At 50.3% G+C, this 12580-nt stretch carries 11 protein-coding genes and 2 pseudogenes; 3 read left to right on the top strand and 10 right to left on the bottom strand.

What is annotated here, in order from left to right; translation table 11 throughout:
• Window positions 1–41: 41 nt before the first annotated feature.
• On the bottom strand, window positions 42–3704 hold the full coding sequence (locus METTU_RS04115; protein WP_006890038.1) for a calcium-binding protein: 3663 nt from the start codon (window positions 3702–3704) through the stop codon (window positions 42–44).
• Between the two features lie 138 nt (window positions 3705–3842).
• Here METTU_RS04115 and METTU_RS25050 point away from each other — a divergent pair.
• Window positions 3843–4732, top strand: a pseudogene (locus METTU_RS25050) (IS982 family transposase).
• Here the strand turns inward: METTU_RS25050 and METTU_RS04100 are convergent.
• From METTU_RS04100 to METTU_RS04060, 9 genes are all read right to left on the bottom strand, one after another.
• On the bottom strand, window positions 4729–5118 hold the full coding sequence (locus METTU_RS04100) for a hypothetical protein (protein ID WP_006890036.1): 390 nt from the start codon (window positions 5116–5118) through the stop codon (window positions 4729–4731). The pseudogene METTU_RS25050 and the gene METTU_RS04100 overlap by 4 nt on opposite strands.
• An 18-nt stretch (window positions 5119–5136) precedes the next feature.
• Window positions 5137–5688 carry a DUF5625 family protein gene (locus METTU_RS04095; RefSeq protein WP_006890035.1) on the bottom strand — a complete coding sequence of 184 codons (552 nt, stop codon included), beginning with the start codon at window positions 5686–5688 and terminating at the stop codon, window positions 5137–5139.
• 18 nt (window positions 5689–5706) lie between these two features.
• Window positions 5707–6255 carry a DUF5625 family protein gene (locus tag METTU_RS04090; protein ID WP_006890034.1) on the bottom strand — a complete coding sequence of 183 codons (549 nt, stop codon included), beginning with the start codon at window positions 6253–6255 and terminating at the stop codon, window positions 5707–5709.
• 18 nt (window positions 6256–6273) lie between these two features.
• Window positions 6274–6660, bottom strand: a complete 387-nt coding sequence (locus METTU_RS04085; RefSeq protein ID WP_150107730.1) for a DUF5625 family protein — start codon at window positions 6658–6660, stop codon at window positions 6274–6276.
• A 496-nt stretch (window positions 6661–7156) separates the two neighbouring features.
• Window positions 7157–7756: an IS630 family transposase gene (locus METTU_RS24285; protein WP_050897714.1), complete on the bottom strand. Its 600-nt coding sequence runs from the start codon at window positions 7754–7756 to the stop codon at window positions 7157–7159.
• Window positions 7753–8226, bottom strand: a complete 474-nt coding sequence (locus tag METTU_RS24280; RefSeq protein ID WP_006893918.1) for a helix-turn-helix domain-containing protein — start codon at window positions 8224–8226, stop codon at window positions 7753–7755. Before METTU_RS24280 ends, METTU_RS24285 begins: the two co-directional genes overlap by 4 nt.
• 387 nt (window positions 8227–8613) lie before the next feature.
• Window positions 8614–9171, bottom strand: coding sequence for a radical SAM protein (locus tag METTU_RS04070; RefSeq protein WP_217182779.1), 558 nt, complete (start codon window positions 9169–9171; stop codon window positions 8614–8616).
• Between the two features lie 8 nt (window positions 9172–9179).
• Window positions 9180–10373, bottom strand: a complete 1194-nt coding sequence (locus METTU_RS04065) for a glycosyltransferase (RefSeq protein ID WP_006890030.1) — start codon at window positions 10371–10373, stop codon at window positions 9180–9182.
• An 87-nt stretch (window positions 10374–10460) separates the two neighbouring features.
• Entirely contained in the window at window positions 10461–11798 is a 1338-nt protein-coding gene (locus METTU_RS04060) for an HlyD family type I secretion periplasmic adaptor subunit (protein WP_006890029.1), read from the bottom strand.
• Window positions 11799–11817: 19 nt separating this feature from the next.
• On the opposite strand from METTU_RS04060, the gene METTU_RS23960 reads away from it, so the two are divergent.
• On the top strand, window positions 11818–12015 hold the full coding sequence (locus tag METTU_RS23960; RefSeq protein ID WP_006890028.1) for a hypothetical protein: 198 nt from the start codon (window positions 11818–11820) through the stop codon (window positions 12013–12015).
• Between the two features lie 264 nt (window positions 12016–12279).
• Window positions 12280–12579: pseudogene (locus tag METTU_RS24915) on the top strand (transposase); the annotation flags it as partial.
• Window position 12580: the final 1 nt, after the last annotated feature.

Raw genomic sequence — 12580 nt, 5'->3', positions numbered from 1 at the left:
CTGAGTTTACTACGATAATTTTAATCAAAAAATTTCCCTCTCTATGCTTGGCACAACGCAAAAATGGAGACGGAGGTACGAAGCTCATCAATCGCAAACGATGGGCTTCCTATGGCACTGTAGTTTATTTCCGCCGCATCGCTCGAATAGGTCGAAACACTGAACTGGCCGATCGTTAAACCCGTGGCACTTAAAGAATAATAGTTTGAGTCGGCCGGAACATTGCCATTATATCCCGGCGAGCGGACATAGTTGTCTGTCCGGTGGCTGAGTGTAACCTGCAAGGGCGTCCACCAGCTTCCATCCGCTTGCAGCACCATGCCTTGCGCTTGGTAGGCTTGGATGACGGTGTCTTGAATGCCGGCAATAAAACTTTCCTGCACGCGATTTATTTCGCTGCGATTGGCTCGATATACGGCATTTTCTGCCAGCAACGCGGTCAGTTCGCGGGGCACGCCCGTCTGATCCTTGACTTGCCAGTCATGATTCAGGGTGTAGAAATTTTTCAGGGTCAGGCTGTCGTCGGCATCGGTAACGCCCAGCAGCAGATCCTCGCCCACGCGGGTTCCGGTCAGGCGGGATAGGTTGTAGGCGCTGACTTCGATCATTGAGGTTTCGCCTTCGACTTCGAACACTTGGTCGGCACCGCCGCCACGGGATAACCGATAGGTGTCGGTGCCGGTTTCGCCGTGCAGGTCGTCGTTGCCGCCGTTGCCGATCAACAGGTCGTCGCCGGCTCCGGCCAGGATGATGTCGCGGTAATCGGTACCGCTGAGTGGGTCGTTTCCGGCGCTGCCTTGCAAGGGGGTGACGTCTAGTGCGGCCAAGGTGTCGGCGGTGATTTGCAGGCCGTCCGCAAATTCAAACGCTGCCACGCGTTTTGCGGGGTCTGTGTACCAGCCGGTCACGGTGATGGTATCGGCCAAGCCTGAGACGGTCACCGACAGATCACCGTTGGCCTGATGCTTGAAGGTGACATCGCTCAGGGCAATACCTGCGCCGAATATCACCCGGTCTTGCGAGCTTTGGCCGGAACCGGGCATGTCGGTTTCTTGGATGACATCCTGCCCGTCGCCCGGACGGTAGTGATAGTCGTCCGAACCCAGGCCGTCATCTAACAGGTCGTCTCCTGCGCCGCCCCATAGGCTGTCGTTACCGCCTTGGCCGTAAAGGGTATCGGCGGCTTGGCCGCCATACAGGGTGTCGCCGGTGTCGTTACCGTAAACGGTCTGCGGCTCGGCCCGGAAGTTCAGCAGGAATTCCGCCGAGGTCATGCGACTGCCGTCGGCAAATTCGAAACTGTAGTGGTCAACGCCGCTGGTGATCGTTGCGTCCTCCACGCCGTTCACTTTCATCCGCAGTGCGGGCTGCCCGGCCATGGTTAGGGTGCTGACCGTCAAGTTGGCGGCGCTGATGTCGGCGGCAAAGCGGATGATGTTGTCGCCTTCCGTATCGGTGATCAAGTCGGCACCGGAGGTCGCACTCAGCTCATAGATGTCATTACCGGCACCGCCCAGCAGCAGGTCGCGATCCGCGCCGCCGATCAGGGTGTCGTTACCGGCTCCGCCACTGAGGGTGTCGTCACCCCATGCGCCGCTGAGTCTGTCACCGCCGCTGCCGCCGTATAAGCGATCATTGCCTGCACCGCCGTAGAGTTTGCCGCCGCTATTATCCAGTTGCAGGTTAAGGGCGGTGGTCAGCGAGGCACCCACCAGGGTTTCCAGGTCCAGTTGATGGCCGTTGGCGAATAGGAGGGTGGCGTCGGTGCCGTAAAAGGCATCCTGGATTTTGAGGGTTTCGCCGTTATCCAGGGCGATGTCCACGCGGAGGTATTGGCTCTGGTTGCCGTAATGAGTCGCTTTTAATCCGCCGGCCCCCACGCCGTTGGCTTGCGCCAGTTGGATAGTATTGTGGCCTTGGGTGTCGGTGAGGGTGTCTTCGCCGGTGACGGCGAGGTAAGTATCGTCGCCTGCGCCGCCCATCAGGATGTCGGCTCCGGCGCCGCCGTCGAGGCTGTCGTTTCCGGCACCGCCGCTCAAGGTATCGTTGCCGTCAAAACCCCGGATACGGTCGGTGGTGTTGGTGCCGGTGATAGTGTCGTCCCCGCTGGTGCCGTCCAGGTCGAAACCGCGCGCCAGCAGTTGGTTGATGCTCAGCTCGGTGCCGTCGGCAAAGCGAAAGGTGCTGACTGAGGAGCTGTTGAAGACGTCGTTGGGGTCGAATCCGTCGATGTGTACTTGATCGCCGTTGCCCAGATCAAGTTCCAGAGAACCGAGCCGCAAGGTGATGTCGCCGGCGCTGATGCCTTCGCCGAACAGGAGGTTGCTGTCTTTTTCCGTGTCAATGACGGTATCGCGGCCGTCGCCCCGGTTGAAAAGGTAGGTGTCTTTGCCGGTGCCGCCGATCAGTACGTCGTCGCCTTGTTGCCCGCCGATAATGTCGTTACCCGCGCCGCCCATAATAATGTCATTGCCGTCTTCGCCGAAGAGGACGTCGTTGCCTTGCCCGGCCCAGACGTAATCGTTGCCTGCTCCCGCATAGATCACATCGGCACCGGCATCCGCCGGGGCCATATCGCCAACCACCGGCGAATACTGTCGTACGCCGTTGGTGGTGGTGATTGTCCAGTTGAGATCGCTCGCGACATAGTTGGCGTCGCCGCTGATGTCGTCATCGCCCGCGCCGCCGATCAAGAGGTCATTGCCTCCGCCCCCGGTGATGACATCGTTGCCGACTCCGCCGATCAGAGTGTCGTCGCCGGATTCGCCGGCCAGCCATTCGCCTTTCTGGCCGCTGCCGGTTTGGCTGTTGCCGGCGGCGATGGCGTCGGCAACGCTGATGGGTGCATCCGCGTAAAGTCGGTCGTCATTTGCGCCGCCTGCCAGGATGTCGTTATCTGCGCAGCCTATGATGACGTCGTTGCCCGCACCGCCGTTGAATTTGTCTTGGCCCGCGCCCGCTTCGATCAGGTCGTTGCCGCCGCGTAGGGCGGTGACGATGTCGTTGCCGCTGAGGATGCGGTCGTTGCCGGGGCTGTCGTAAAGGGTGTCTTCCCGGTTGGCTTCGGCTTGGCTGGGGTCGGTTATGATGTTGCCGAGGGCGTCGGCACCGGTATTCAGGGACGCGAGGTCGCCGGCGATGTCCAGGGTGGTTTGCGGGTTGGTCTCGGCAATAGCGCCGGTCATGGTTAGATTAAGGTTGCCGCTTTGGTAGTCCTTGATCAGGATGTTGCCGTCTATCACCAGCCCTTGGCCAACGTCCACGTAGAGGCGCTTATCGGCGTCGCGGTGGACGCGGGCATCGCCGTATTGGCTGCCGCCTGACAGCGTAACGTCGTTGTAGACAATGTTGCCTTGACCGTCGCTGTCTACAATGGTGTCGAAGCCGTCGCCTTGGTTGTAGATGTAGGTGTCGGTGCCAGCGCCGCCTTGGAGAATGTCATTCCCGTTTAAGCCATAAAGAAAATCGTTGTCGTCTCCACCGTAGAGTTTGTCATCGTATACCGTCCCTGTTAATGTGTCGTTACCTCCACCACCATAAATTGCGTTAGCGCCGATTTGGCTGTGAATATCAATGCTGATTACTCCTTGAATATCCTCATCATTCCCACTGCCGTAAATTGCATTAAATCCTCCTTGGCTTGCCCAATCCGAGTTCCAACCTGTTAAGCCTTTAAATAAATAGGTGTAGAGTACCCTATCTATATCGTCAGCATTCCACGATGACCAGGGATCTCCTTCAAATCCGCTTGAATGTGAATTAAGAGCTAAATAGAAGCCAGATCACCGGTTGGGCTAGACTATTGGGAAAGACACGACTCCCCCCAATCCTCTAAGTAAGCGATGAACTGGCAAGAACAATTAATAACAATTTACCTGTATGTATGCAAGCGCTATCAGGATAACCTTTGGGTTTATAGTCAGCGAATGTCGAATTACGCAGACTTGAGTTTTACAGATGAAGAAGTCATAGCGATCTATCTATTCGGTGTCATTGATAAAAATAGAGAGCTAAAAAAGATCTATGGTTATGCCGATCGCCATTTGCGGCATTGGTTTCCAAGGCTACCCAGTTACACAGCCTTTGTTCAGCGACTGAATAAGGTAGCTGATGTTTTCGCGCCGTTGCTGGAAATCATTCAGCAAGAGCAAGAAGAAAAAATCAAGGGCAAGTCTGGTTGATGGATTCTTTCCCTGTGGCGCTAGCCAAGCAAGGTCACCGGTTTAAAGCACGCGTTGCAAGGGAGTTAGCGGATGCGGGCTATTGTTCAACCAAGAAACTGTACTATTACGGTGTTCGGGTTCATATCGTCGGGCGTCGTCAAGCGGGCACGTTGCCGAATCCTGAATACATTGGTGTAACCGGAGCAAGTTGCCATGATGGAACAGTATTTGATCAGATTAGGCCTGAATTAACTCACAATGAGCTCTATGGCGATAAAGCCTATCACCGATCAGATGCAAAAGAAGTGAAAGAAACTCAAAACCTGACGGTATTAACGCCGGTAAAAAAACAAAAAGGCCAAAGGTATTTAGGCCCCCAGGATCAATGGTTATCGACTGCCGTTTCTCGTATCAGGCAGCCGATTGAAACTTTATTCGGCTGGATTGAACAACAAACAGGCATTGAATGCGCGGGTAAGGTTCGATCATACAGCGGTCTGATGGTGCATGTATTCGGCAAGTTGGCCGCCGCCATGTTTTTTTGGAATTATTTACGCGTTAGCTCTTAATTCACATTTGAGTTCAACCCAATGACTTCTAATCCTTTCCAAGCAAAATCAATGCAGCTATTAGTCAGTACGTTATAAAAGGTGCTGAATCCATAACTTTCTGGCGAGTTTGCAAAAGCGACTAGTTGGCTATATTGGCTGTCACTGATGACAATTGTTCCGGTGTAATACGTTTCAAGATATTTCTGATCATCATCAGGATGAACGTCTCCTGCGGCAAAAGGCTTGCCCTGCTCATCTGTCCTTGGAGCGAACCCCATTGAAACGGCAGGTGCCGAGCCAGTGCCGTCGATATCAGCAGAAAGCCATACATGCCCGGCCAGAGAATTTCCGGTGAAATCGTATGTTGTGCCGCTCTGAGAAATTTTTACCGTAAGTGTTGCCATTTTTAAGTTTCCTGTGGTTTACATAATGGGGGGGCGAATGTAGTACATACCAAATTCGACTTTGGTATTGGACAATTCAGGAAATTCCTCAATAGTTTCTAGCCTTATCCGATATTTTCCCGATTTAATAGTTAAATCATCAATTAGTCGATTTAATTCTTTTGCTCCATAACCAGCTAATTTAGTAGCAGGATAAGTTTTTTCGAGTATAGCCAAGTCTTCTTTAGGGGATATATGTTTCGTAATCCGCACTTTTATTGGGATGGATGTTTTTGTTTCACCAAATCCTCCCAGAAATGCCAGCAAGCGCTTTCGATCATCTGGTTGGTCATTCACAAAAAACCTTAACTGAAGGGTTACCCTGTCATCCTGCGCTATTTCGAAATCTGCTTCCGCCACGCTACCTGCTTGATGCAGGGCTATGGGCATTTTTATTATGGTGTTATCAAAAAATGTACATCCCGTTAAACACATCAATAACCCCGATAACATAAAAGTCCTTTTGTGAGCCGCACGTTGGAGGGCTCGGTAAAAGTATTGCCTAACAGCTTTTACGGTCAGTGTTGCCATTTTTACTTCTCCTGTGGTTTACATGATCGGGGGGCGAATGTAATAAACTCCAAACTCGACTTTTGTGTCGGACAATTCAGGAAATTCCTCAATAGTTTCTAGCCTTATCCGATATTTTCCCGATTTGATAGTTAAGTCATCTATTTTTATATCAAAAAAATTTTCCGCAATTCCGAATAACCCTGGTACTGAGTATATTCTTTCAAGAATCGACACATTTTTAGAGCCAATATGTTGTGTAATTTGTATTTTTAGCGGCACAGAAATTTTGTTTTTCTCTGGGCTATCCAAAAAAAACAGTAGGCGATCTCGATGGCCTTGGTCATTCACAAAAAACCTTAAACGAAGCGTTATCCTATCATCCTGCGCTATATTAAAATCGGCTTCCGTTACGCTACCTGCTTGGTGCAAGGCGATAGGCATTTTTATTATTGTGTTATTAAAAGATGAACATCCCGTTAAATACATAAATAAACCCCATAGCATAAGAACATTTTTATTAAGTACACGCTGAATACGCTGGTTAAAAACCTGTTGCATAGCTATTTCTACGGTAAGCATTGCCATTTTTAATACTCCTATGATTTACATGATGGGGGGACGAATGTAGTACATACCAAATTCGACTTTTGTGTCGGACAATTGGGGAAATGCCTCAATAGTTTCTAGCCGTATTCGATATTTTTCTGATTTAATAATTAAATCATCAATTAGTTGATTTAACTCTGTTGACCCAGAACTTACTATTCCATTAGTAGCATAAACTTTGTCTAATATTACTGATTCTTTAAAATTCGTATATTTTATAATCCGCAACTTTAATGGAACGGAAATGCTTAATGGGACAAGAACTCCGATTTTTTTTGAGCGCCCCAAAAAATCCAGTAGACGATCTAGGTGTCCTGGTTGGTTGTTGGGCAAAAATAGGGGACGGAGCCCGATATTCTGTTCGACATTTCTGTTTCCGTTCATCACCGCACTCATTTTCTTCTCAAATCAATAGTATATAAGAGGGCGTACCATGATTCTTTTTCATTCCTGCTTTCCTGTCTATTTCATCATTTGTAATCCCGCTCGTCAGTGCGTATTACGTACAGCCCGCATGATATTTAGCAACGATGCCATTGTGGCTTATTAAGTTGCTGTTATATGCAAGCCTATGCTGAACTTTTTAAGCAGTAAAAGGGGCATATATGCTAAAAATATATCTAGCTTTCTAAATAGGTTGACTTGGGCGTGAGTTTGCCTAGTTACATGTCCAATATCCATATTTTTGTGATGGTAATCTCATTTATGTCGCACCCAGCAGAAAATATAAGCAGGGGTAAATTTTTCGTGGACATCTTTTGGTTTTCTTGGCCGTCCCTATGGTTTGATTTTAATACGACGCCCAAATTGGCTTCGATTTCATCCCGAAACCCAGCACACAGTTTTTGTTCAAGTGTGTCCGTATGGCTTCAATAAGTAGTTACGCAAAAGTTATTTGGAATTTTTTACCGATGTCACTCAGGATTTCCAACACCCACTTTTTCAAGTGTCCGTAACTTTGATAGGCATCAAGCGGCAACCATTCGTACTTAACTTTACGCCAGAGTATTTCGATCAGGTTCAGCTCTGGGCTGTAAGGCGGAAGAAAATGTAAGCACACACCACGTTGTTGCCAGCCCGCCAGCTTTTCTTTGAATACGCCGCTACGATGAATGGAAGCATTATCCAACACCACACAGCACGGCACTTTAGTTTCTTCGTACTTGCCTGCATACGTTTCGACAAACGCATCAAAGGCATTGATAACCGTATCCGTTGTCACCGATTGTTCGGAGCTGTGGAAAAACAGATCATTGCTGCGAATCAAAAAACCTAACACATTCATGCGCTTGCTACGATAGCAGGGTATTTGTCGGGTCTCGCCAATCCGTTGCCATCCATAGGGTACACAGGGTGTCGTGCTAAATCCGGATTCGTCAAAGTAGTAAAGCTTCAATTCCCCATCATCCTCTTGCTGTTTCAAGGCCTTCAGATATGCCTTATCACGTTGGAAATCTGCTTCATTACGCTTTCCCTTCACTGATTGCCGACAACGTTTCCAGGCATAGGCACTTTTTTTAAAATTCGTTTAAAGGTGTCAAGGCTGGCTTCCTTGCCCGTCTCCTCCAGCAATCGTGCTGCGGCGGCCTTGGGCTGGTGTGGGTTTTTGTCAATATAGCCCAGAAAAACGGCTTGTTCCTCAACCGTGAAGCGCACAGGCCTACCGCTTCGTGGACAATCGTAAAGCCCTATTAATCCCTCTGTTTCCCATTTGTCTAACCATGAGCTGACAGTCTCATGCTGGGACTCAAACAATTCGCTCAGCCGTGCAATTACATACCTTCTATTATTCAATAAGATAGCATGTGCCCGTTGTCTAACCCGGAATAATGGGTGGTTACGATAGGCTTCGGTTAACGTTACTTCCTCTTCCGGGGTCAGTTTGGCGATGAATTTCAGGTGGACTCCTAATTTTTGTCTGTTATTGCAATCGTTTCCAGTTTGACACAATAAATTTACTTCCTAATAACTTTCGCATTACTACTTATCATGGCTTACCAACGGTTGCTGAAAAGCGCACGATAAACCGGTGCATGACTCTGGAATCGTGGCGCAACGCAAAATTCATCGTATCGATGGTTTTGATTATCGTCTCTGCCCATCACCTGATGACTTAAACGGTATAGGCAATTTGAACCTCTCCGGATTGGCCGGACACATGCCGCAAAACGCTTCCTCCTCACGCTGAAAGAATTCCACTAGCTGCTCGTCGGTGCAATTTGACTCTAACGGTTGATATTGCAAGTACGGTTTCCAACTGTCGGAAAGACGATACTTGGCATCTTGCAGCTTCAAATAGGCTAACGATGCGCACTTCCATATTTCCCCTTCAAACAGTTACGGATAATGTTTGGCCGGGCAACGCTCCCAACTTTGCCTCGGCAGCCCATTTTTCAACGGCTCCATAGCACTTCGGCTGCCTCGATACACACGAGTCCAGTGCTTGAACGACAGGTAGATATTGACTCGAATCCGGTAATTGCGAACCCAGCTTTTCAATAGCTCCATGACAGGCCGGAGTTTTTCTGCATATTCCGGCCCGTCGTGATGAATCGACAGATAAATACTGGTGTTGTGATCGCGTTGCAGAATGGCGGGCAAGGCTGGGTGCCGGTGCAGAAAGAAGCCATTGGTTACCAGACGCAGATGTGCACTCGGCCAGATTCTGCGGGCCAGCAAAACGAACTCCGGCAGGTCGGGATGAATACTGGGTTCGCCTCCCAACAAGGAGAAAGTGTGTGGGACCAGCCGCCGATGCCACAGTTTCATCGAGTGCTCCGCTTCGGCTAATGAAAGAATGCCTTTGTGCCCTTGGTTGGAATAGTGGGAGCAGCTCTCGCAAGCAAGATTGCAAGCATGGGCAAGGTGAATTTCCAAGTGGGGGATGCTTTTCATGCTACTTGCTACGACTGATGACTTAAAACCGTCTCGATCACTCGTACCGCATAGCTAACCGCCTGATCGGGATGAAAACCGCTATGCTGTGCTGCAAATGCTTTCGCCGCTGCTCGAAAACGATCTTCATCCAGCAACTGTTGCAGGGAAATCCGAAAATCCGCTTCGCTACGGTTTGTCCCCATCACTAATCCAGCCCCCAGTGCGTCAACCCGGCAGCTAAACATATATTGCTCGACATTCTGAGGCACCAACAATAAGGGCACGCCTGCCAAAAGCGCGCAACAGACCATACCCGATCCGGCATAAGACACCACAAGATCGGCCGATGAAATAATATTGTCCAGCCGGACGGGGTTAACATAGACTCGCAAGCGGTTCGCAATAGCGCGATTCAAACGCTTGAGACCGGGCACCACACAGATGACTTCGGCATCGAGTTCGGCTAACGCTTTTAGCAGGTTGCCTATACCCGGCACGCTGGGACGAAGGTAAGCGATTACCTTCCACCGATGCGTACTTTGCCATTGTACGGCTTGCCCGCCTGCATTCGAAAAAACAGGACCGGCGTATTCCGTTTCGTTGCGACAGCCATAATGATCCAACTCCGCAAACGTGGTCAAGACCGTTCCTTCGGTGTTAAACAAATCAACTAATCGTTCTAATTCTAAACCTCCGAAGGCACGGCAAACAAAGTTGATGCTACGTAAAACCGTTTCTTCGGCATGTTGCAGGCGTTGTTCGGTTATCGATTCCCAAGCGCGGATCGACGGTAGTGGTGCAATGTTGGGCGGCAATCCGAAGCCATTGTCAATGCAAACGGCTGGAATTTTGGCGATACGAGCGGCCAATAATGCTGTAGGCGAATAATCGGCTACCACGACATCGGGCTGAAAAAGTTGGAACAAACTCAGCCAACTGCGCAACATGCCGGATAGACCGTCTTGCTGACAATAACCTTCGGCGATCAATAGTTCGGCATAGTTAATCGGTGGCGCCGATAAGCAGGCTCGCCCGTGCCAAAACGGTGCCTGAGTGAATGGGAATTCTTGCGGCTCCAGCAGTGCGGCGGCAACTTCAGTGTCGCGCACGGCAAAAAACAGCTCATGTCCCAACTGACGCAATTGCTCTGCGATGGGCATGAGCCTGGTAAGGTGGCCGAAATTGGCTCCGAGCTCCCAGCTTACAAATATTCTACTCATGTCTTATTGTTCGGAAAGTTTTGTAGATACTCAGAAAACGATGACGAAGCCCGATATTCTGTTCGACATTTCTATTCATTCCCAGGCTCATCGTTCATGCCCTGCCTCAAATACCGCTTTTTGTACCGGAGATAGCAGATACTCCAGCACACTGCGATTGCCCAGGTTGATTTCCGCAGTCACCTGCATACCGGGCGTGAGCCGATAGCGCTTTCCGGCGTTTTCCAGAAAGGCGCTGGGCAGGCGAATCACGGCGCGGTAACCCGGTTCATCGCGTTGGCCTTTATCCGGCTCAGTCGCATCGGGGCTTACTTGGCTGACTTCGCCGTTGACCATGCCGTATTTCTGGAACGGATACGCCGCCAGCTTCACTTGCGCATGTTGCTGGGATTGCACAAAGCCTGCATCCAGGTGGGTGATCCAGACTTCCGCTTCGATCGGGTCGTTCTTGGGCACAACGGTCATCACTACCGTGCCGGGCGAAACCACGGTGCCGGGGGTGTGGGTGGCGATGTCTTTGACGATGCCGTCCTGCGGCGCTTTGAGTTCCAACAGTTCGTGGTGGTGCGCCTGTTTCTGGTTTTCCTGTTGCAATTTTCGGTATTCGCCTTCGGCCTGCACCCGTTCGTTCTGTAACTCCTGCCGATAGTTGGAGGTGATCTGGGCGATCTGTTGTTCGGTTTGGCGGATCGTTGAGCGCAAGCTATCCACGGTGTAGCTTTGCGCGCGCAGCTCTTGTTCCTTTTCGATATGATCGCGGGATTTTTCGTTGGCCATAAATTTGGAAACCGAACCGTCTTTAACCAGACGCTGAAACGCCTCGTCATGTGCCTTGTAAATCGGCACGGTCTGTTTTAGCTTGGTCTCGATTTCCAGCGCACTTTGCAGTTCTTGTTGGGCTTTGCTGCGCTGAGCGTGCGCCGTACCGAGGGCATCGGCGTAGGCTTTCTGGCGGGCAATATATTGAGAGTTGACTTGGGCGAACAGTTCCGGCAGATCATCGCTATTCGGCTGGAGCGAAACGTCCGCAAGTTGCGCATCGGCACGGCGCAATTGCAGGCTTTTAAGATGCAGCTCGCTTTCCAGCGAGCGCCCGTCGGCATCGGAGAACTGCGTATCCATGCGCGCCAGCACCTGCCCGGCGTGTACTTCATCGCCTTCGCTGACCAGTATCTCCTTGACGATACCGGCATCGGCCGGTTGCACGATCTTGACCGAGCTTTGCGGCACCAGTTTGCCTTGGGCGACCGCGATAATATCCAGCCTGCCGAAGATCGACCACAGCAGCATGGATAGCAACAACGCCAACAGACACCACAGCACCGCACGCGGCAACGGCGAAGGCGGCTGGTGCTGCAAGCGCTGGATGTCCGGGGCAAAGTCGTAAGCGTCGGCCTGTAGTTTGTTGCGCCATTTCTCCGCCATTGTTTAGCTTAACCTCACCATGCCGTCACTCAACCCGTGGGTAATAGAGGACGTACCACAATTCTTTTTCATCATGCCGCTTTCCTCCATATTCATTATTCGTAATTCCGCGAGTCGGCGTGTCGTTGCGCGTATCGTCGGCATGGTGTTGAACTACATTATTATTGTGCCGCAAAAAATTGTCGACGTATGCCCGCCAAAGCTGACACTCTTGTGAGTCTATATCTATAAATGACCTAAACGTGTGCAGGTGCTGTATTGTCAACGAGAATATTTATCGAAAAATTTTCCTCTATGCTTTGCAGAAGGTATTTTGTGTGAACTAATCCCTGCAAGTCGTTCGTGACTTTCTTGGTAAAAATCCCTTAGAAGCTGTTTAAAAACCTAAGCACTCGATTAAGCTACAACATTTTTGGCTTAGGAGGGCTGACGGTTGTACTTGACGAATTTAACTGGCTAGCAATGACGGTTATTATGTCCGGTACTTGAAATTGCACGCATCCCAAAAACAGGGGGTAGACCGCGAAGCTATCCATTTCGCGAAATCGTTAACGGCATTCTCTACCTCACCAAGACAGGTTGCCAATGGCGGATACTATATGTGGCAAGCCTGTCGTACTGCCTCACAGATGGATTGCTGAACGCTCTTTTGCCTAGCTTGGATACTCCAGACGGCTTTCCATGGATTATCAGTGACCGAGTATTCATCAAAACTACTGAAATACACTGTCTTTACACGGAATTTATTAGGTTTTTAAACAGCTTCTTAGCTACTGGGTAAT

Source organism: Methylobacter tundripaludum SV96, assembly GCF_000190755.2.
GTDB classification, from domain to species: Bacteria; Pseudomonadota; Gammaproteobacteria; order Methylococcales; family Methylomonadaceae; genus Methylobacter_A; species Methylobacter_A tundripaludum.
This window is presented reverse-complemented; position numbering and strand designations above follow the sequence as displayed.

Coding starts and splice junctions, on each gene's coding strand:
- METTU_RS04100 (WP_006890036.1), bottom strand. CDS start 5,118: ATGGCAACACTTACGGTAAAAATTTCTCAGAGCGGCACAACATACGAT.
- METTU_RS04095 (WP_006890035.1), bottom strand. CDS start 5,688: ATGGCAACACTGACCGTAAAAGCTGTTAGGCAATACTTTTACCGAGCC.
- METTU_RS04090 (WP_006890034.1), bottom strand. CDS start 6,255: ATGGCAATGCTTACCGTAGAAATAGCTATGCAACAGGTTTTTAACCAG.
- METTU_RS04085 (WP_150107730.1), bottom strand. CDS start 6,660: ATGAACGGAAACAGAAATGTCGAACAGAATATCGGGCTCCGTCCCCTA.
- METTU_RS04070 (WP_217182779.1), bottom strand. CDS start 9,171: ATGAAAAGCATCCCCCACTTGGAAATTCACCTTGCCCATGCTTGCAAT.
- METTU_RS04065 (WP_006890030.1), bottom strand. CDS start 10,373: ATGAGTAGAATATTTGTAAGCTGGGAGCTCGGAGCCAATTTCGGCCAC.
- METTU_RS04060 (WP_006890029.1), bottom strand. CDS start 11,798: ATGGCGGAGAAATGGCGCAACAAACTACAGGCCGACGCTTACGACTTT.
- METTU_RS23960 (WP_006890028.1), top strand. CDS start 11,818: ATGCCGTCACTCAACCCGTGGGTAATAGAGGACGTACCACAATTCTTT.